The organism is Tomitella gaofuii (assembly GCF_014126825.1).
GTDB classification, from domain to species: domain Bacteria; phylum Actinomycetota; class Actinomycetes; order Mycobacteriales; family Mycobacteriaceae; genus Tomitella; species Tomitella gaofuii.
On the sequence record NZ_CP059900.1, the window covers coordinates 3,588,789 to 3,608,333 of the forward strand.

At 70.9% G+C, this 19,545-nt stretch carries 17 protein-coding genes and 1 pseudogene; 8 read left to right on the plus strand and 10 right to left on the minus strand.

Translation table 11 applies throughout. The annotated features are described in order from the left end of the window. Positions 1 to 64 precede the first annotated feature (64 nt). Positions 65 to 781 (minus strand): annotated as a pseudogene (locus H4F70_RS20265) (DUF1365 domain-containing protein); the annotation flags it as partial. A 48-nt stretch (positions 782 to 829) separates the two neighbouring features. Here H4F70_RS20265 and H4F70_RS16700 point away from each other — a divergent pair. Both H4F70_RS16700 and H4F70_RS16705 read left to right on the plus strand, forming a co-directional pair. Then, positions 830 to 1,267: a prevent-host-death protein gene (locus H4F70_RS16700; RefSeq protein ID WP_182357999.1), complete on the plus strand. Its 438-nt coding sequence runs from the start codon at positions 830 to 832 to the stop codon at positions 1,265 to 1,267. Between the two features lie 231 nt (positions 1,268 to 1,498). Next, positions 1,499 to 1,855: a hypothetical protein gene (locus H4F70_RS16705; RefSeq protein WP_182358000.1), complete on the plus strand. Its 357-nt coding sequence runs from the start codon at positions 1,499 to 1,501 to the stop codon at positions 1,853 to 1,855. 25 nt (positions 1,856 to 1,880) lie between these two features. Here H4F70_RS16705 and H4F70_RS16710 read toward each other — a convergent pair whose 3' ends face one another. From H4F70_RS16710 to H4F70_RS16730, 5 genes are all read right to left on the minus strand, one after another. Beyond that, on the minus strand, positions 1,881 to 2,516 hold the full coding sequence (locus H4F70_RS16710) for a DUF1707 domain-containing protein (protein WP_182358001.1): 636 nt from the start codon (positions 2,514 to 2,516) through the stop codon (positions 1,881 to 1,883). Then, on the minus strand, positions 2,516 to 4,675 hold the full coding sequence (locus H4F70_RS16715) for an MMPL family transporter (protein WP_235681176.1): 2,160 nt from the start codon (positions 4,673 to 4,675) through the stop codon (positions 2,516 to 2,518). The genes H4F70_RS16710 and H4F70_RS16715 overlap by 1 nt, the downstream gene beginning before the upstream one ends. Positions 4,676 to 4,822: 147 nt before the next feature. Further along, positions 4,823 to 6,184, minus strand: coding sequence for an NAD(P)/FAD-dependent oxidoreductase (locus H4F70_RS16720; protein WP_182358003.1), 1,362 nt, complete (start codon positions 6,182 to 6,184; stop codon positions 4,823 to 4,825). A 90-nt stretch (positions 6,185 to 6,274) separates the two neighbouring features. After that, on the minus strand, positions 6,275 to 7,654 hold the full coding sequence (locus H4F70_RS16725) for a TIGR01777 family oxidoreductase (RefSeq protein ID WP_182358004.1): 1,380 nt from the start codon (positions 7,652 to 7,654) through the stop codon (positions 6,275 to 6,277). 57 nt (positions 7,655 to 7,711) lie between these two features. Then, positions 7,712 to 9,184, minus strand: coding sequence for a cryptochrome/photolyase family protein (locus H4F70_RS16730; protein WP_182358005.1), 1,473 nt, complete (start codon positions 9,182 to 9,184; stop codon positions 7,712 to 7,714). Between the two features lie 215 nt (positions 9,185 to 9,399). Between H4F70_RS16730 and H4F70_RS16735 the strand changes: the two genes are divergently transcribed. Then, positions 9,400 to 9,813, plus strand: a complete 414-nt coding sequence (locus tag H4F70_RS16735; RefSeq protein WP_182358006.1) for a hypothetical protein — start codon at positions 9,400 to 9,402, stop codon at positions 9,811 to 9,813. 83 nt (positions 9,814 to 9,896) lie between these two features. Here the strand turns inward: H4F70_RS16735 and groL are convergent, their stop codons facing one another. Further along, the gene (groL, locus tag H4F70_RS16740; protein WP_182358007.1) at positions 9,897 to 11,519 is read right to left on the minus strand and encodes a chaperonin GroEL; all 1,623 of its coding nucleotides are present in this window, start codon (positions 11,517 to 11,519) and stop codon (positions 9,897 to 9,899) included. Positions 11,520 to 12,031: 512 nt separating this feature from the next. Between groL and H4F70_RS16745 the strand changes: the two genes are divergently transcribed. Genes H4F70_RS16745 through H4F70_RS16755 form a run of 3 tightly spaced genes read left to right on the plus strand, consistent with a single transcriptional unit; the run spans position 12,032 to position 14,584 of the window. Continuing rightward, positions 12,032 to 13,036, plus strand: coding sequence for an ATP-binding cassette domain-containing protein (locus H4F70_RS16745; RefSeq protein ID WP_182358008.1), 1,005 nt, complete (start codon positions 12,032 to 12,034; stop codon positions 13,034 to 13,036). After that, positions 13,033 to 13,824: an ABC transporter permease gene (locus H4F70_RS16750; protein WP_182358009.1), complete on the plus strand. Its 792-nt coding sequence runs from the start codon at positions 13,033 to 13,035 to the stop codon at positions 13,822 to 13,824. Before H4F70_RS16745 ends, H4F70_RS16750 begins: the two co-directional genes overlap by 4 nt. A 4-nt stretch (positions 13,825 to 13,828) precedes the next feature. Next, positions 13,829 to 14,584: a MerR family transcriptional regulator gene (locus H4F70_RS16755; protein ID WP_182358010.1), complete on the plus strand. Its 756-nt coding sequence runs from the start codon at positions 13,829 to 13,831 to the stop codon at positions 14,582 to 14,584. Between the two features lie 19 nt (positions 14,585 to 14,603). Here the strand turns inward: H4F70_RS16755 and H4F70_RS16760 are convergent, their stop codons facing one another. Next, positions 14,604 to 15,416, minus strand: coding sequence for an HAD-IIA family hydrolase (locus H4F70_RS16760; protein WP_182358011.1), 813 nt, complete (start codon positions 15,414 to 15,416; stop codon positions 14,604 to 14,606). Between the two features lie 805 nt (positions 15,417 to 16,221). On the opposite strand from H4F70_RS16760, the gene H4F70_RS16765 reads away from it, so the two are divergent. Beyond that, positions 16,222 to 17,088, plus strand: a complete 867-nt coding sequence (locus tag H4F70_RS16765; protein ID WP_182358012.1) for an alpha/beta hydrolase — start codon at positions 16,222 to 16,224, stop codon at positions 17,086 to 17,088. Between the two features lie 87 nt (positions 17,089 to 17,175). Here H4F70_RS16765 and H4F70_RS16770 read toward each other — a convergent pair whose 3' ends face one another. Further along, the gene (locus H4F70_RS16770; protein WP_182358013.1) at positions 17,176 to 17,832 is read right to left on the minus strand and encodes a hypothetical protein; all 657 of its coding nucleotides are present in this window, start codon (positions 17,830 to 17,832) and stop codon (positions 17,176 to 17,178) included. A gap of 511 nt (positions 17,833 to 18,343) precedes the next feature. Here H4F70_RS16770 and H4F70_RS16775 point away from each other — a divergent pair. Further along, a complete protein-coding gene (locus tag H4F70_RS16775) occupies positions 18,344 to 18,712 on the plus strand; it encodes a hypothetical protein (protein ID WP_182358014.1) in 369 nt (122 codons plus the stop codon). Here H4F70_RS16775 and H4F70_RS16780 read toward each other — a convergent pair. Beyond that, on the minus strand, positions 18,698 to 19,459 hold the full coding sequence (locus H4F70_RS16780) for an EthD domain-containing protein (protein ID WP_182358015.1): 762 nt from the start codon (positions 19,457 to 19,459) through the stop codon (positions 18,698 to 18,700). The genes H4F70_RS16775 and H4F70_RS16780 overlap by 15 nt on opposite strands. Between the last annotated feature and the right edge of the window lie 86 nt (positions 19,460 to 19,545).

Below are 19,545 nucleotides of genomic sequence, written 5' to 3' on the forward strand. Positions count from 1 at the left end.
GGCAGGCATGCCCGGATGCCGTCGAATGCACACGGGCATCCGATGCGGCGTGCCGGGGGTGTCCCGGACGCGGCAGCACCGGCAGGCCGCGCGCCCAGAGCCTGATCCCCTCGGCACGGATGTGCGCCGACACCGCGAGCGGCGCCCAGGGCGCGCGCCACTGCGCACGCAGCACGTTCGCGCGGGTGGCGGGCAGACGGTCGCCGGTCACCTGGGCGATGAACGGGTCATGGCCGTCGCGGTGCAGCGTCACGGTGAGCGACAGGTGCGCGCCGGGCTCGGGCAGCGCCATCCCGTAGCGGCCGGCGGTGTCGTTGAACGGCGAGACGTAGAACGCCTTGTCCGCCGCCGCCCGGCCGCGGCGGTCGGTCTCGAGCAGGTAGCTGTGGCGCTGGCCGTAAGTGTTGTGCACCTCGGCGATCACGCACACGAGCCGCTCGTCGGGGTCGTGGCACCAATAGACGGTGAGCGGGTTGAACACGTAACCGAGCACACGCGCGTTCATCATCGCAGTGACGCGGCCCCCGCGCAGGTCCACGCCGTGCCGGCCCAGGAAGGCGTCGACGCGGGCGCGCAGCCCCTCGCCCGGCGCACCGTCGAGGTGGTCCTCGCCGCGGAACCGCGCCAGCGCCGCGAACGGGCCCGGCAGGCGTGGCAGGTCGTCCAAGTCGACGAACCAGCAGTAGCTCGTGTGCTCCATGCGGCGGCGCACCGGCTCGGTGCGCACATGGGTGATGCGCGTGAAGTACAGCGCCGGCGCCGGCGCCGCCACCGCCTGCATGTCCACGAGTTCGCTCATGGTGGGGGTTCGGCGCGGCCGCGCGCGCGGATGGGTCCGGCCCGACGTTCCTCGGACCTGAGCAAGCATTCGGCCGAGGTCTTCGCGGAGGCCGAGGCCCACCCGGTGACCGTGACCCGGCGCGACGGCGAAGCGCTGGTCCTGATGTCGCAACGTGAGGCCAAGGCCCGAACGCGCCTGTTGAGCTTCGCCGCCCAGCTCATCACGGTTACCCTCGATGACGGCGACACACTGACGGAGCGGATGGCCAAGGCGTTCCCATGGATGCTCGCGCTGTCGTCGGCGGACCGCGAGACCTGCGCTCAGGACCTCCTCGATGCCGCTCGCGCCTCGTTTTCCACCAACGAGCCTCACCTCGCTATTGCCGAACTGACCTCGTGGAAAGAGACCGCCACCGCCGTCGCCGCAGGACTCGGGGCCGCCGAGCCGGAATGGCTCGACGCCGACGAGAAGGTGGAGCGGCCGTAATCGTGGCGGCGGCACCACATTCGAGCGCTGGCAGCACAAGCCGACTGCGAAGGGCACCGCGCGCATCTGGTTCTACGTCAGCGGGCGCACGGTCTTCCTGGAACAGGTGCACACACGTCACCCCAACGAGACAAAGTAGGAGCGTCCCGCATCGCCCCCACGAGCCTCGACCGTGGACAGGGTCGGCCGCCCCGGAGTAGCGTTCTCCGCCTACCCCGCGAGGAGCCGACGATGTTCACACGAGCTCGTGCACTCATAACCCGGACCGCCGCGATCACGGCCACGGTCGGCGCCGCCGCACTGTTCGGCGCGGTCGGCCACGCGTCCGCCGCAGTGGCCCCCGGCGCCTACACCTCCACGACATTGTCGGCGGGCAGCGTGCTGCTGCAGCGCGTGGGGCATGTCGAAGGCGGCGACCTCGTACTCATCGGGCGCTATCCGATCCATCCGACGCCCACCGGCGGCTACGTCGACTTCTTCCCCGGCCACCGGGTTTTCATGAACAGCGACGGGCACGGCGGCTATACGGGGCCGGCGTTTCTGGGGCCCTTCGTCGTCGGAGCCTTCACGCTCACGCCGCTCGGCTGACCGGCGCTGCGCCGACAGCGCGTGGCTACCCGTTGCGCTTCGCCCGCCAGCGCCGCCACCCTTCCCGGATTCGCGTGCTGAACCGCGGCTCGCCCGCCTTGCGGGATTCGATGAGGACACGGCCGAACCACCCGGTGGGCTGCACCCGGATCAGCGGCGTCCCGGGAATCCGCGGCACCGCGGCCAGCGTGCACGAGTGCGTGTCGGACAGCACCGAATCGGAGTCCAGCACCACCTCGACCCCTTCGGGGACGGTGATGCGGATGTCGCCGAACACGCACGTGGCGTCGATCCGGATCTCGCTGTCGGTGATGGTCGCCCGCCGCAGGTCCAGTTCGATGTCCGCGAAGACCGCGGTCGCCTTGGACCGGGCGGGCAGATGCCAGTTCTCGGCGCGCACCACGTTGTCGAACAACGCGGTGCTGCGGGGGACGACGGCCGGCGTCGTACCGACGATCGGCGCGAGGTCTCCCGTGATCTCCGCCAGCTCGGCGCCGGTGCGCGCCCTGTTGGACCGGTCGAGCCGGTCGATGTAGCCGTTGAGGTCGAGCTGACCGTGCCCCACCGCCTGCTCGAGCCGCGCGGCCGCCGCGGCACGCTCCGTGTCCCGCACCGGCAGGGACGGGCTCGGATCCGGTTCGCGCACTGGGTCGTTGCTCATCACGGTTCCTTCCTACCGTCCCCGGCGTCGCGGCCGCGACCGGACGCGCCGCGCGACAGCCGCGACGGCCACCAGACGCGGTCGCCGATCTGCAGCGTCAGGGCCGGAACCAGCGCCGAGCGCACGATGATCGTGTCCAGCAGCACGCCGAAGGCCACCAGGAACGCCACCTGGGCGAGGAAGATCAGCGGGATCACCGCGAGCGCGCCGAAGGTGGCCGCCAGCACGATCCCCGCCGACGTGATCACCCCGCCCGTCACGGCCAGCCCGCGGCGCACGCCCTCGCGGGTGCCGTGCCGCGCGGCCTCCTCACGCACCCGCGTCATGAGGAAGATGTTGTAGTCCACGCCCAGGGCGACGAGGAACACGAACGCGAACAGCGGCACCGTCGGATCCGCGCCTGGAAAGTGGAATACGTGATTGAACACCAGCGCCCCCACGCCGAGGGTCGCGGCGTAGGAGAGCACGACGGTGGCCAAGAGCAGTACCGGGGCGACGACGGCCCGCAGCAGCAGCATCAGTACCGCGAGCACCACCACCAGCACCGCGGGGATGACGACGTTGCGGTCGTGCGCGGCCGTGTCCTGGGTGTCGATCTGCGTCGCGGTGGTGCCGCCGACCACCGCGCCCGCGTCAGGGATCGCGTGCACCGCATCGCGGATGCCGCGGACGGTGGACTCCGCGGCGCTCGAGTCCGCGGCCGATTGCAGAGTGGCGCGGATCTGGACTCGGCCGTCCACCACCTTGGGCGGGCCGCCGGGCGCCCCCGACGCCGACACCGGCGCGACGCCCGGCGCCACCCCGGGCACGTCCTGCACCCGGTCGACGACCGTGTCAGCGGCGTCCTGGCGCGCGAAGATCAGCACCGGCGAACCCGAACCGCCCGGGAAGTGCTCGCTGAGCACCGACTGCCCGGTGACCGAATCGACCTGGGTGAGAAAGAAATCGGACTGCGGGATGCCGCTGGCCTTGAGCTGCGGGGTGAACGCCGCGCACACCGCGAGAATCAGCGCCGACACCACCCACACCGCGGTATGGTGCGCGTCGACCTTGCGGGCGATCGTCCACCACAGGCCCTTTCGCTCGCCGCCGGAGGCGTCCTCGGCGTCGCGCACGCTACGATCGGTGATCGCGGGGCGCAGCGGCCAGAACGCCGCGCGGCCGGTGAGCGCGAGCACCGCGGGCAGGAAGGTCATCGATGCCACGAATGCGGCGGCGATCCCGATGGCGGCGATGGGCCCCAGGCTGCGGTTGGAGTTGAGCTCGGACAGCAGCAGGCACAGCACGCCGAGAATCACCGTGCCCGCCGAGGCGGCGACCGGCGCCAGCACGCCCCGCCAGGCGCGGAGCACCGCGGGGATCCGGCGGCCGTCCAGGTGCAGCTCCTCACGGAACCGGGAGACCAGCAGCAGCGCGTAGTCGGTGGCGGCGCCGAAGACGAGGATGAACAGGATGCCCTGACTCTGGCCGTTGAGGACGAGCACATCGCTGCTGGCGAGCAGGTACACGATCGCCCCCGCGCCGGCGAGAGCGAACACGGCGGACACGAGAACGAAGATCGGCAGCAGCGGGCTGCGGTAGACGATGACGAGGATGACGAACACGACCGCCCCCGCAACGCCCAGCAGCAGCCCGTCGATGCCGGAGAACGCCACGCCCAGGTCCGCCGCCTGGCCGGCGGGCCCGGAGACGAGCACGCGCAGCCCGTCCGGTGCCGTGGCGGAGACGTGGGTGCGCAGCGCTTCGACCGCGTCCGAAGTGTCCGCTGAGTCCACGGGCAGCACCATCTCCAGCGCCAGCCCGTCGTCCGAGCGGATCGGCGGCGCCCCCTGTTGCGCCACCGCGCCCGGGCCGGTCGCCCACCCCGACAGCGACTGCAAGTAGTCGGAGTCCGCATCGGTCACCGGCCGGTCGCCCGACCTGTCGGCGACGAGCACGGCGGGCACGGTGTCCGTGTCCACGAACTGCTTCTGCAGCTCCGCCGCACGGGTGGACTCGGCCGACGCGGGCAGGTACGGGGTCTGCGAGTTGGACTGGACGCTCGCGAGCTGCCCGATCAGCGGGCCCCCCACGCCGCCGATCACCAGCCACGCGAGGACGACGACGGCGGGCAGCAGCCAGCGGAGCACGCGCGGGCCGGTCCCTGAGTCCCGATTCACCGTCGAACTCCCCTCGCTCCACCGGCACAGCCGGCCGCATCGGTCTGCATTCAGGAGCCCTCCGGCCCGCGAAACCCACGTCATCACACGGGTCGTCCTCCCGTGAACGGTACGTGGGTATACCCGTAGTCCGTGACGGGACCAGGCCTACCGCCCTGCCGCCGCGGCCCGGGTGCGCGGGCGGTCCCAACTGCCGCCGATCCGCTCGGCGGCGCGCAGACCCGACGCGGCGCCGTCCTCGTGGAAGCCCCAGCCATGGTAGGCGCCGGCGAACGCGACGGTGTCGGTGTCGAGTTCCGGCAGCCTGGCCTGAGCGGCGACGGAGGCCGGCGTGTAGAGCGGGTGCTCGTAGATCATCTCGTCGATGACGGAGGCCGGATCCACCAGGTCCGCGCCGCCGAGGGTGACGAGGAAACGCCGGTCGGCGACCTGCTCGTCGAGCCGCATCAGCCGGGACACGTCGTAGGTGACGATGACGCTGCCGGCCCCGGAGCGTCCCGCCGGGGTCAGCTGGTTCCACGAGGCCCGCGCGCGGCGCGCCCGGGGCAGCACAGTCTCGTCGGTGTGCAGCAGCGCATGGTTGACCGAGTACGGCATCGCCCCCAGCACCGCACGCTCGAACGCGGTCGGCGCGTCGAGCACGCCCAGGACCTGATGCGGGTGCACGGCCACCACTGCGGCGTCGAACAGGTCCTCGGAGGCGCCGGCTCCGTGACCACACCGGTAGGCCAGCCGCACTCCCCCGCCGGGGAACCGCGTCAACCGCAGCACGCGGGCGTCCGTCCGCACGTGCGCGATCCCGGCCGCCACCGCCTCGACGTAGCGCGCGGCGCCGCCCACCACGGTGCGCCACGTGGGCGAACCGAATACGGTGAGCATGCCGTGGTGCTCGAGGAACTCGAACAGGTATCGCGCCGGGTACTCCCCCGCACGAGCCGGGTCGCAGGACCACACCGCGGCCACCAACGGGGACACGAAGTTGTCGGTGAAGTAGCGGCCGAAGCCGTGCCGGGCAAGGAACGCCGTCAAGGTTTCGGCCACGTCCGGGCCGGCGGTGGGCGCCGCCAGGGCGCGGCGCGCTGCCCGGTGGAATCGCGGCACCTCGGAGAGCAGGTGCAGGTAGCGCGGCCTTGTCAGGTTCCGCGGCGTCGGGAACAGTCCGCCCAGGCCCCGGGCGCCTGCGTACTCGAGTCCGGTGTCCGCATTGCGGACGGACATCGACATGTCCGTCTCGCGGGTGCGCACGCCCAGCTCGTCGAAGAGCCGCAGCAAAGTCGGGTAGGTGCGGTCGTTGTGGACGAGGAAACCCGTGTCCACGTCGACGCTGCCGCCATCGCCGAGGTCGACACGGTGCGTGTCCGCGTGGCCGCCGAGCCGGCCCTCGGCCTCGAAGAGCGTCACGTGATCGTGCCGGGAAAGCACGTGCGCCGCCATGAGTCCTGCGATGCCGCTGCCTATCACCGCGACCCTGCGCGGACGTGCCGTCGCGGCCGTGTGCGGGTGGGTCATCGTCGGCTACTCCCTCGTCAGCACAAAGCGATACTGCCGAGAGGGATTCGGCGCCGCTGCGCCCGCGGATGGGCGCGGCGTGCGCGCTTGTCAGGCGACCGCGTGCAGCCCGGCGCCACTGTGGCGCCCGAGCTGGTGCCGCAGGCACTGCTCCAGGTCCGGGCGGCGGAAGCTGTGCTCCCGCCCGGTCAGCGCCTCCGGCGCCACGTGCTGGTCGGCGAGTGCCAGCTCGCGGGCACCCTGCGCGCCCAACAGCAGCCGGGGACCGAGCGCCGGCACAGGCATCCGCGATGGACGGTGCAGCACCCGCGCGAGCGTGTCCGCGTGCCCGGCCGCAGTGACGGCCTCCGGGGCCACCGCGTTGACCGGCCCGTTCAACTGCGCGTCGTAGAGGGCCCGATAGTAGATGTCCGTCAGGTCGTCCAGGTCTATCCAGGACAGATATTGCGCTCCCGAGCCGAGCCGACCTCCCAGGCCGGCGGTGAACAACGGCCGCTGCAGGCGCAGCGTGCCGCCGAGCGGGCTCTGCACGATCCCGGTGCGCACCTGCACCGTCCGCAGTCCCGCCACCGATGCAGGACGGGCGGCATCCTCCCAATCGCGCACCACGCCGGCGAGGAAGTCCGTGCCGGATTCGGCGCCCTCGCCCAGCACCTCGCCGGGACGGTCGTGCCCGTAGTAGCCGATCGCGGACGCGCTGACGAACACGTCCGGCCCGTCGTCCGCGCGTGCGGCGGCCTCGGCGAGTCGGCGGGTGGGGCCGATGCGGCTGTCGCGGATCGCGGCCTTGTGGGCGTCGGTGAACCGGCCCGCGATCGGCGCGCCCGCCAGGTGCACCACCGCGTCGACGCCGTCGAGGAGTCCGGGTTCGGGTGCCTCCGGGTCCCATCGGCGCTCGTCCGGGGCGGCCGGGTCGCGGCGGACCAGGCGCACCACGCGGTGACCGCCGGTGGTGAGGAACGCGCACAGGGCGGCACCGACGAGCCCCGACGCCCCGGTGACGGCAACGACCGTCTCACCCATTCCCGCCGCGCGAGCCCGGGCATGCGCGGCGAGATCGTCGGCGAGCTGCCGATGCCTGTAGGCGAAGGTGGGCCGCAGCAGGGATTCCGGCACGGGTGTGTGCACGGAGTCGGTGAGCCGGGTGCGGCCATTGCCCGCGTCCGCGAAGTCGTGCTCGTGGCGCCACGGGCCCGCTGCCGCGACGGGCATCGTCGACCAGCCGCCGTTCACACGTTCGTCGACGAAGCGGCGGGACGGGTCGTACTCGTCCGGCCGGTGCTGCGCGTACCAGCGGAGGCCACCAGGCAGTCCGAGTACGGCGCGCCCGTCGGCCAGCGAGGACGCCTCGGCGACGGCACGCATGGGCTGCCACGGCGGGACGAGTCGGCGCAGCGCGCCCCGGCGGGCGTGCCATGCGAAGACCTCCTCGCGCGGGGCGTCGATGACGCTCGAATACGTGATGCCCATGTGCCGTCATACCTCCTGGTGATTACGCCATTCCGGGTCGGTGCGCAGGGCCGTCGATCATCCGAGTTCCCCGAACCGGGCGAGCGCAACCACCCGTTCCTCCGCATGGTCGACGATCGGCGGCGGATACACGGACGTATCGGCGTATCCGGTTGCGCCGGTGGAGACGGGGCCGTCGGCCGAGACGGGGCCGTTGACCGCGAACAGCGGAGCTGCCGCGCCGCGCGCCCAGGGTCGGTGCACCGCTTTGCCGCCGACATGCCGCAACTCCGGCACCCAACGACGCACGTAGTCGCCGTCCGGGTCGAACCGCTCGCCCTGTGTGACGGGATTGAACACGCGGAAGTACGGGGCGGCGTCGGTGCCGCACCCGGCCGTCCACTGCCAGCCATGCTGATTGGATGCCAGATCACCGTCGACCAGGTGTTTCATGAAGTGCCGCGCGCCGCGCCACCAGGGCAGGTGCAGGTCTTTGGTGAGGAAGGACGCGGTGATCATCCGTACCCGGTTGTGCATCCAGCCCTCCCCGAGCAGCTGGCGCATACCCGCGTCGACGATGGGGTAGCCCGTTCGGCCCGCGCGCCAGGCGTCGAACGCGGCCTCCGCGTCCGGTCCCGCGTCGTACCGCATCGCGTCGAACCGGGCGTTGTAGTTGCGGCGCGCCGTGTCCGGCCGGTGGAACAGCACGTCGGCGTAGAAGTCGCGCCAAGCCAGCTCGCTGCGGAGGACGGACGCGGCCGGGCCCGCGCTGTCGCGCAGGTCGTGCAGCACGGTGCGGGGGTGGATGCATCCGAACTTCAGATACGGGGAGAGCCTGGTGGTGGCGTCCCGATCCGGCCGGTCGCGGTGCACGTCGTAGCCGGAAAACCGCTCGTCGCGAAACGTTCGCCACCGGCGCAGCGCCGCCGCTTCGCCCGGTGGTGGCAATGCAGGATCGTCCCGCTTGTTGCCGACATCCGGGAGTGCGCCGGGCGCGGAGCACCGGAGCGAACCCGCGAGCGGAGGAAGTTCGGCCGGGTCGAGCCAGGCGAGAGTGTCCACGGTGGTGGCGGCCGGCGAGCGCCAGCCGTGCTCCAGCCAGGCTCGACGGTAGGAGGTGAAGACCTTGTAGGGCGTGCCGGCCTTCGTGCTGATCCGTCCTGGGGTGACGGCATAGGGCGATCCGGTGCGGACAAGCGGGATGCCCGACGCCGCCATCTCTGTTTCTACGACCTCGTCACGTTGCCTGCCGTAGGGGCCGAAGTCGGCGCTGACGTGCACGGAGTCCGCGCCGATGGCACGGGCGAGCCGGGGGATGGCCTCCACCGGGTCGCCACGGACGAGAAGGAGCCGGCCGTCCAGGTCGGCGTCGAGGGCGCGCAGGCAGCCGGCGAGGAAACCGGTCCGCGGTGTTCCTGACGGGCGTAGGAGGGCATCGTCGAGGACGAACACCGCGAGCGCGTGTGTGCTGCGGTCGCGGGCGGCGAGCAGTGTCGGCAGGTCGGTCAGCCGCAGGTCGCGGCGAAACCAGACGATCGCGGGGGCGGGCATGGGGACAGCCTTCCAGCAGGATCTCTGATCCCGCTATCTCGATGTCCACCAACCCTGTTTAACCTCACGCCCCGGCGTTCACAACCAGACATCACGAAAATGCCGCTGTTTCATTGACATCGGCCCAACGACCAGGAAAGGTCCCCATTGTGCCGGTGGTCTAGCCCACTCGCACATTGCAACTGAACATCTCAGCGACAACGGAGGCAACTCACGTGCGTACCCACACTTCTGCCCTCAAGCGCGTCGTAGGCGGCGGCTTCGCCCTCGCGACCGCAGCGGCCTTCATCGTCCCCGGCGTCGCCTCGGCCGCCGACGGGGATACCGACGCCGGCTCCACCGAGTCGCTCGGCTCGATCACCGAGATCCTCGGTGGCGCAGGAAGCTCCGAGACGCCTGCCGCCGAGGAGGGCGGCGATTCGATGTTCGGCAGCGTGACCGACATCCTCGGCTGCTTCACCGGCGGCTCCGACGAGGGCGACGGCGAGACGACCACTGACGAGGGCACGGACGCCACCGGCTCCGTCTCCACCATCATCGACTGCGTCGTCGGCGCCATCGGCGGCGGCGACAACGGCGGCGGCGACAACGGCGGTGGCGACAACGGCGGCGGCGGCGACAACGCGTAAGCCTCTATACCGCAGAAGAAGGGCGGGCCCCACACCATCCCGGTGTGGGGCCCGCCCTTTCTGTCAGCGCGTGCGCGGCGGACTCAGAAGTCCATGCCGCCCATGCCGCCGGTCGGGTCCGCCATGGGGGCGGCCTTCTCCGGCTTGTCGGCGACGACGGCCTCGGTGGTGAGGAACAGGGCCGCGATGGACGCCGCGTTCTGCAGCGCCGAGCGGGTGACCTTCACCGGGTCGTTGATGCCGGCGGCCATCAGGTCCTCGTACACGCCGGTGGCGGCGTTGAGGCCCTGGCCCGCGGGCAGCTCGCGCACCTTCGCGGCGACGACGCCCGGTTCCAGGCCGGCATTGTCGGCGATCTGCTTGAGCGGGGACTCCAGCGCGACGCGGACGATGTTCACGCCCGTCGCCTCGTCGCCCTCGAGCGCAAGGCCGTCGAGCGCGGGAACCGCCTGCAGCAGGGCCACGCCGCCGCCGGCGACGATGCCCTCCTCGACGGCCGCCTTGGCGTTGCGGACTGCGTCCTCGATGCGGTGCTTGCGCTCCTTGAGCTCCACCTCGGTGGCAGCGCCGGCCTTGATCACCGCAACACCTCCGGCCAGCTTGGCCAGGCGCTCCTGCAGCTTCTCGCGGTCGTAGTCGGAGTCGGAGTTCTCGATCTCGGCGCGGATCTGGCTCACGCGGCCCGCGATCGACTCGGAATCGCCGGCGCCCTCGACGATGGTGGTCTCGTCCTTGGTGACCACGATCTTGCGCGCCTGGCCCAGCAGCTCCAGGCCCGCGCTCTCCAGGGAGAGGCCGACCTCCTCGCTGATGACCTGGCCGCCGGTGAGGATGGCCATGTCCTGCAGCATCGCCTTGCGGCGGTCGCCGAAGCCGGGGGCCTTGATGGCGACCGACTTGAACGTGCCCTTGAGCTTGTTGACCACCAGCGTGGACAGGGCCTCGCCCTCGACGTCCTCGGAGATGATGGCCAGCGGCTTGCCGGACTGGATGACCTTCTCCAGCAGCGGCAGCAGGTCCTTGACCGTGGAGATCTTGGAGCTGACCAGCAGGATGTAGGGATCCTCCAGGACGGCCTCCTGGCGCTCCGCGTCGGTGACGAAGTAGCCGGAGATGTAGCCCTTGTCGAAGCGCATGCCCTCGGTGAGCTCCAGCGACAGACCGAACGTCTGCGCCTCCTCGACCGTGATGACGCCTTCCTTGCCCACCTTGTCCATGGCCTCGGCGATGAGCTCGCCGATGGACATGTCGCCCGCGGAGATGCCGGCGGTGGCGGCGATCTGCTCCTTGGTTTCGACCTCGGTGGCGGCCTTGAGCAGCGAGTCGGACACCGCCGAGGTGGCCTGCTCGATGCCGCGCTTGAGGCCCAGCGGGTTGGCGCCGGCCGCGACGTTGCGCAGGCCCTCACGCACGAGCGCCTGAGCGAGCACGGTGGCCGTGGTGGTGCCGTCGCCCGCGACGTCGTCCGTCTTCTTGGCGACCTCCTTGACCAGCTCGGCGCCGATCTTCTCGTAGGGGTCCTCCAGCTCGATCTCCTTGGCGATGGACACGCCATCGTTGGTGATCGTGGGGGCGCCCCACTTCTTCTCCAGGACCACGTTGCGGCCCTTGGGCCCCAACGTGACCTTGACGGTGTCGGCGAGGGAGTTCAGGCCCCGCTCGAGGCCGCGGCGGGCCTCTTCGTCGTACGCGATCATCTTGGCCATTGCGAAGTGATCCTCCAGGTAGGAAGGCTGACACGCGGGGCGGGCGGATGATGCCGCACCCCTAGTACGCTGCTGGCCAGGCTCGGTGCCCGCGACGGACGACCGCCGCCTGTGCCGCACGCGCAGTCACGTGCGGGCGACCACGGTCTCACCGTCCCGACCTGGCACTCACGCGCGGCGAGTGCCAAACCCATTTTTAGCACTCACCACCAGAGAGTGCAAGGCATCGCAGAGCCGGTAACCTCAAGGCCCACGTCCCGCGGCGGGCCGCTGCGCCCTCCGACTGCCGGCCCCCGCAGGCACGGCCGAGGGGCGAGGACGCGACGCCGGCGTACGCGAGTTCCAGCGGGTCGCCGTGCGGCTGCACATCCGCCATTCCCGCTCCGACGCCCGAACGCCGCCAGTGACGGCACCCGAAACCGGCACGCGGTGCCCGCACCGCCCCGCGGCGACGGACAATTCCGACGGAGATGCTTGACCCTGACGCAGGGTCAACCTCGCACGCTGTATGCATGACAGCATCTGTACGCGCCGCACAGCCGGCCATCGCAGTCGACGGGGTGCGCAAATCCTTCGACGGCACCGCCGTGCTCGACGGCATCGGATTCACAGTCCCGGCCGGCTCCGTCTACGCCCTGCTCGGCCCCAACGGCGCGGGCAAGACCACCGTCGTGCGCATCCTCACCACCCTCATCACCGCCGACGGAGGATCCGCGCGGATCCTCGGGCACGACGTGTCCGGTGACCCAGACGCGATCCGCCGCCGGATCGGCGTCACCGGACAGTTCTCCGCCATCGACGAACTGCTCACCGGCCGCGAAAACCTGCAGCTGATGGCCGACCTGCAGCACCTGCCTCGTGCCCGCGGACGGGCCGTCGCCGACGGGCTCCTCCGACGCTTCGACCTGACCGACGCCGCCGACCGCAGCTCGCGCACCTACTCCGGCGGCATGCAACGGCGCCTGGACCTCGCGATGACGCTCGTCGGCGCGCCCGACGTCGTCTTCCTCGACGAGCCGACCACGGGACTCGACCCGCGCAGCCGGCGCGCGCTGTGGGACGAGGTGCGCGACCTGGTACGCGACGGGGTGACGATCCTGCTCACCACCCAGTACCTCGACGAGGCCGACGAGCTCGCCGACCGCATCGGCGTGCTCGACGGCGGCAGGCTGATCGCGGAGGGCACACCCGCACAGTTGAAGACGCTCGTGCCGGGCGGCCGCGTCGTGGCCACGTTCGCCGATGGGCACACGCTCGCCGCAGCGGCCCGCGAGTTCCCCGGCGCCCGGCGCGACACCGAATCCGGAACCCTGACGATCCCGCACGGCGGCGACCTCGCCGCCCTCCAGCGGGTGATCGCAGGGCTCGACACCTGCGGCGCGTCCGCCGTCGAGGTCCGCACCCCCGACCTGGACGACGTGTTCCTCGCACTCACCGGCCCCGCCCGGGCCGGCGCCATGAAACCTGCCGCGCAGAAGCGCACGATCGACGGCCACACGGAGGAATCTGCACGATGACCACGCCGACCGCCCTGGGCTTCCGCGACAGCCGGACGATGCTGCGCCGCAACCTGCTGCAGATCGTCCGATACAAGTCGCTGACGATCATGCTGATCGCACAGCCGCTGATCTTCCTCGCACTCTTCGTCTACGTCTTCGGCGCGACCATGGGCGCCGGCCTGCCGGGCGGCGGCGGACGAGGAGATTACCTCGACTTCATCATGCCCGCGATCCTCGTGCTCACCGTCGCGTCCATCGCCCTCAACACCGCGTACACGATCGCGCTGGACATGGAGAAGGGGATCATCGACCGGTTCCGCACCATGGCCATAGCACGGTCGGCGGTGCTCACCGGCCGCGTGCTCTCCGCCGTCGTGCTCACCGCCGCCGCACTCGTCATCGTCGTCGCGGTGGCACTCGTGCTCGGATACCGCCCGGCCGGAACGGTGCTCGGCTGGCTGGGCACCGCGGGGCTGCTTGTTGCGACGACGTTCGCGCTCACCTGGTTGGCCGTCGCCCTCGGCCTCGTCGCGCCGAACGCCGAGACGGCGAGCAACACGCCCATGCCGCTGCTGTTCCTGCCGTTCCTGTCCAGCGGGTTCGTGCCCACCGACTCGATGCCCGCCGCCCTGCGCTGGTTCGCCGAGTACCAACCGTTCACGCCGATCATCAACACGCTGCGGGCGTGGCTGTCCGGCGCCCCCGCCGGCGCGGACGCCTGGTGGGCGTTCGGATGGTGCGCCCTGATCGCCGTCGCGTGCTTCCTTTGGGCGCGCCGCCTGTACTCACGGGTGCGGGCACACTGATCCCATGCTGACGATCGGCCAACTGGCGGCGCACGCGGGCGTGACCGTGCGCGCAGTGCGCCACTACCACCGGCTCGGACTGTTGGCCGAGCCGCCGCGGGACCACTCGGGATACCGGCGTTACGACGCGCGCGCCGTCGTCGACCTGATCCGGATCCGCACGCTCGCCGGGGCGGGCGTGCCGTTGGCGAAGGTGCCGGATCTACTCCGCGCCTCTCCCGCCGACTTCACCGCGGCCGTCGCTCGCATCGACGACCGGCTGTGCGCGCAGATCCGCCGCCTGGAGGACAACCGGACGGCCATCGCACGGCTGGCCGCGGGTGACAACCTCGCGTTGCCCGATTCGGCGGTCGCCTACCTCGCGATGCTGCGCGCCGAGGGCGTCCCCGAGGCGATGGTCGAGGTGGAGCGGGACGCGTGGATCATCCTCGCGGCGCGATGGCCGGACCGGCTGGACGCGTGGATCGCGGACAAGCGCCGCAGCTTCGACGATCCGCGGATGATGCGCCTCTACCGGCTGTTCGACCTCGACGGGCTCACCGCCGACAACCCGCGGCTGGCCGAGATCGCGGACCTGCTCGCCGCACTGTCCGAAGCCCACGACCCGGCCGAACAGCCCGACGAACTCGCCGAACAGGCCCTCGTCGAGCTGCTCGACTCGTTCGCCGACCGCTACGGCCCCCTCGCCGACAGGCTGCAGGAACTCCTGGTGGAGCGGGGCTGGACCGGCTTGAGCAACATGCGGCGCACCGGCCGCTGACCGGCTGCGCCGTGGCGGGTCAGGCGCCGCTCAGCAGCACCGGCAGGTCCGCGATGGAGTCGATGATGCGGTCGGGCCTGTCCGGCGACACGTCCACCACTGCTTTGCGGTACTTGCCCGTGCGCACCAGTGCGCCCGTGAGACCGGCGCGCTGCGCCGCGATCACGTCCGAGTGCAGGTCGTCGCCCACCATCAGCAGCCGCGTGGGCTCCACGCCGACGACCTCCGCCGCCGACAGGAACGCCGTGATCGACGGCTTTCCCACCACGGTGATCCCCTCGCCGCCCGCCTCCTCCAGCCCGGGGAGGTACAGCCCCGTGTCCACGCGCAGTCCGTCCTCGGTCGCCCACACCACACCCCGGTGCATCGCGACCACCGGCGTGCCCTCCAGCATCAGCTCGACGACCCGGCTGAGCGTGAGGTGATCGAAGGCCGCGCCCGCCCCGCCGAGCACCACCACCTCGGGGGCATCGCCGTCGAACGCCACCCCCGGCATGTCCTCGGTGAGGTCCGCCCCGCTGTTGATCAGCCACACCCGTGCGCCCGGATGCGTCGCCTGCAGGTACTCGGAGGTGAGCACCGCGGCGGTGAGCACCTCGTCGGCGTCCACCGCGATGCCGCCGGCCGCCAGGCGCTCCACGATATTCGCGCGCGTACGTGAGGTGGTGCTGGTGAGGAACGCGCGCGGGATGCCGCCGCGCTCCAGCTCGGCGAGAGCATCCGCCGCACCCGGCAGCGGCCGCCAGGACGTGGCGATCACGCCGTCGATGTCCAGCAGCACGCCGTCCACGTCCACCGGTTCCGCGCTGCCCGTGCCTGCCCGGTCGCCCATGTGTTCAGCGTAGTGCCGCGGGCGGCGATCCATCTGCCGTTGCCGCCGCCCACGCCCGACAGATCCCGCCGTTCCAGCAGTCTGGGTACGTCTCCCGCGCAGAACGTACCCAGATTGCTGGATCTGCGGACGGACGGCGGGTGGGTGCACTCTGCACTGCGCCACAACCTGTCGGCCTACGACGCAACACACGTGACGCCGGCCGTTTCGATCGACGCCACGCTCATCACCATCGCCCGGCCTGCGGTGCGCCATCGAGCTCCTGCGTCCGCGCACCGCCCGCACCTGACAGTTCCCGGCGGCCAAGTGGTTCCTGCACGATCCGCGCGTGCATCGTGCAGAACCCGCTGTTCAGAAGCCCGGGCTCTCCGCCCGTGCGCGCACCCGCCCGCGTGACAACGGCGGAGTAGGTCTAACGTCTGTCCGGTCCAATGGAATGAATGACGCAAGGGGTACTACTCATGGGAATCGCCGTCGGCATCCTCAACATCATCGTCGCCTCGTTCGGCATCGTGAACGGCTCGCTCAACCTGCTCAACACCGGAAGCAGCTTCCTGCCCGCCCCGTAGGGTCGCCGGCCCGATCGACGACGCGGCGTGCTCCGGACCGAATGGGGGGGCACGCCGCGCTGCACACCCTGCTAACCTCACCGTCATGCTCATCGAGTTCATGCGCCTGCGCGCCCGCTGACCCGGCGCACTCCGCCCGCCGCCACTGGCGGGCCTCGGACCCGGCGGTCAGAACCCTGCCGGCTCCGACGTGTCGCCGATGGATCGATTCTCCTTCGACCGACAGGCAATCACGCATGTCTCTTTTCCACTCCGATGCAGGTGCACCGACCTATCTGCTCGTGCACGGATCCGGTACGAGCTCGTTCATGTGGGCCCCGATCCAGCGGGCGCTCGCACTGCGCGGCGTCCGCTCGTACGCCATCGACCTGCCCGGTCACGGGCTCGACGCCCCGTACTCGCGGTCGTATCAGGCACCCCAGGACCTGGACGCGTGGGCGGCTGAACCCTCTCCGCTCGCGACGATCACGCTGGAGGACAACGTCGAGGCGGTGGCCGATGCCGCCCGGCGGCTGCGCGAGCACGGGCCCGTCGTCCTGGTGGGCGCAAGCCTGGGCGGCATCACCATCGGCCGGGCCGCCAGTGTGGCACCGGAACTCGTCGACGGGCTGGTCTACGTCTCCGCCTGGGCGTGCGTGGAGCGGTCGGGGCCGTACGAGTACATGACGGAGCCGGAATTCTCTTCCAGCCTGCTGCCCGGCCTGGCGGGACTCAACGTCGGCGACCCCGGGGCTCTCGGCGTCGGGCGGGCGAACTACCGCACCGCGGACCCGGACCTGCTCGCCGGGTTGAAGTCGGCGACGATGGCCGAGGTGACGCAGAGCCGATTCCTCGCGTTCCTCACCATCATGCAGCCCGACGAATCCGTGGCCGTCATGATGGGCGACAGCCGTGTGGACCCGGACGCGTGGGGACCGATCCCCCGCATGTTCGTACGATTGACCGAGGACCGTTCGATACCGATCACCATGCAGGACAGGATGATCCGCGAAGCCGACGAGCGGTTCCCGGACAATCCGTTCACGGTGCGGACGTTGCGCGCCTCGCACGCCGGGTTCGCGCTCGACGGCGACGGGTTCGCCGAGGTGCTGCTGCGCCCCTGAGCGAGCTCGCCGGTTTTCACCGCGCCGAGCACGGCAGCGCCGGCCCCGGGGCGGATGCTCCCGGGACCGGCGCTGCCACTTGCGGAACTACTTCTCGGTGCCGAACAGGCTGCCCAGGCTGCCGAACAGGCCCAGGCTGCCGAGGCCGGCGTCGTCGCCACCCGTCGTCGTGCAGCCGGTGACGGTGACCGGTCCCGCCCAGCCCTTTTCCTCCGCCGCGGCCCATCCGCCCGCGGGGCTGCCCCGGTACATCTTGAACGTGACCGTGTGCGTGCCGTCCTCGGTCGGCGCGATTCCCAGATCGTCGAGGTTCACGGTGTTCTCATCCACCGCGACGTCCCAGCCGTACTTGTCGCCGTACTTGTCGTTCAGGGCCTGCGCCGCATCAGCCTGGTTGGTGACGACCGGGCGGTACACGTCGAAGAACTCGCCCTCCCCGCCGTCGATCTTCGCGTCCTCGTCGTCCACGCGGAAATCCGCCACCCAGTTGATCGCGTCGCTGTTCTTCGCGTCCAGAGTGAAGTCGACCGTGCAGTTGTCGTACCCGGTGGCCGTGACGGTGACCCGCTCGTCCGGGGAGTAAGTGACGGTCCCGGTGGCCTCGGCCTCGGTCGCCTCCGGGGATGCCCCCAAGCTTCCGAGCGAGCCGCTCGGCGCCGCCGCGGCGATCCCCGGTGCGACGAACGCGCCGGCCAGGGCCACCGCGCCGATACCCGCGAGCATCGAAGTCCGTACTGTACGCATGAAATTCACAACCTTCTCTTTTGCGCGATCTCGACAAAACAGTTGAATCGCCCGGTTCCACAGCAGGTCCTCGCGCCGAGATCCGCCGGAATCCGAGTCATGATGGGGACCATACACACGGGGTACGACAACAAGGAAGTTGTCCCGAAAACTGCACATCCGGCGTCATCCGAACGTCTTATGCCGCTTGTGGACGGGCGGCTGATCGGATAGATTTCCAGCCCGACGGACCGGGACGGATGGCGGTCGATCACCACCGGGCGGGTCGCGGGCGCCCCCTGAACGTCACGATACTTACCCGAGTTTTCCTGGACTTTTCCCCGCGCACCCTCTCGCTTCGCAGACGAGAGCCTGCGCCGCGGCGCAGCGGGGCCGGAACCGGAAGGACCGTCGAGTGGAATCGTTTTCCCGACGAATTCCGTCCAACTCGACTTGCCTAGCGTCGTCCACCCTTGCTAGACAAAAGGGACAGCCGAAACAGTGGGCAGAAATCGCGGAGAGGCCGGGAAAAATGAAGACCTACGCCGTACGGGTGAACTCCGACGCGCACGGCTGGACCCTCGAGGTTCCCGCACTCGGCCGCGCCGCATTCGCGCGCAACATCCGCGACGTCGACGGAAAGTCCACCGACCTCATCTGCGCCGCGACGGGCCTCGGCGCGGCCGATATCGCACTGGACATCACCTGGCCCGCGCCCATCATGGACGCATTGCACCGGATCGACGAGGCGCGGCGTCACCGGCGGAGGGCGCAGGAGACCGAGGCGCAGACGCTCCGTGATGGCATCCGTGAGCTTCGCGAATGCGGGGCGACCTTCCGGGACGTGGGCGCGCTGGTCGGCCTGTCGCACCAGCGGGTGCACCAGTTAGCCGAGGGCTGATCCGAACGCCGGCGGCACGGGCACGTACCGGCTGGCGGGCACCACGTCGATCTTCTCCGCCGCGCCGAATGTGGCCGTCGACGCGCTCATCGCCTCGGTCCGCCGCGTGAGCTCCGCCTTGGCGTCGTCGCGCTCGCGGTCGACGCCGTAGAAGGCGTAGATGTCGGTTTTGGCGGCGTCGGGGAACTGTTCCTCGACGATTGCCGTGAGCGCGGACGCACCGTCCGTCACCGCGCGGACCACGAAGTTCTGCACGTACCCGAAGGTGCCCTGCACGTCGATGGCCACCTGCGTGTGGTGGTCCTGCCAGCGCGAACGCCAGTACTCAGGGTCCATGCCGTCGGGCCGCCGCAGCAGGGCGACGCCGGTGAACCCGCGGACCCGCGCGTCGGGGCCGGTACCTTCCGGCGTCGGCATCGCCACCGGCACCGACTCGGTGACGAGCCACCCCTCGATCCGGCCCGCGTGCGATTGCAGGATCTCCTCGATCCGCCGGCGCTCGGGTCCCTGGCACCGGTCCAGCCAGACGGCGACGAACGCGGCGACGGGGCGCTCGAACGTGGTCAGCCGCAGTGGCGCGTCGGCAACTGCCCCGTCATCGGCGCACACCTGCACGCCGCGCGCCCCGGCCGCGGCGATTCTCCCGGCCACCGGGCCGCGCAGCCCGGCCGAGAATGCGTCGCGGTCGGGTACATCCCCCGCGCCCGCCTCGTCGGCGCGCCACAACGCGTAGATCACCTTTTCCATCGGCTTCTCCCGTCCGCCGCCCTCCGTCGCACCCCGCCCACCTTCCGCCGGGGCAGTACCTGATGGTCTACCGTCGGGTCCGCGCC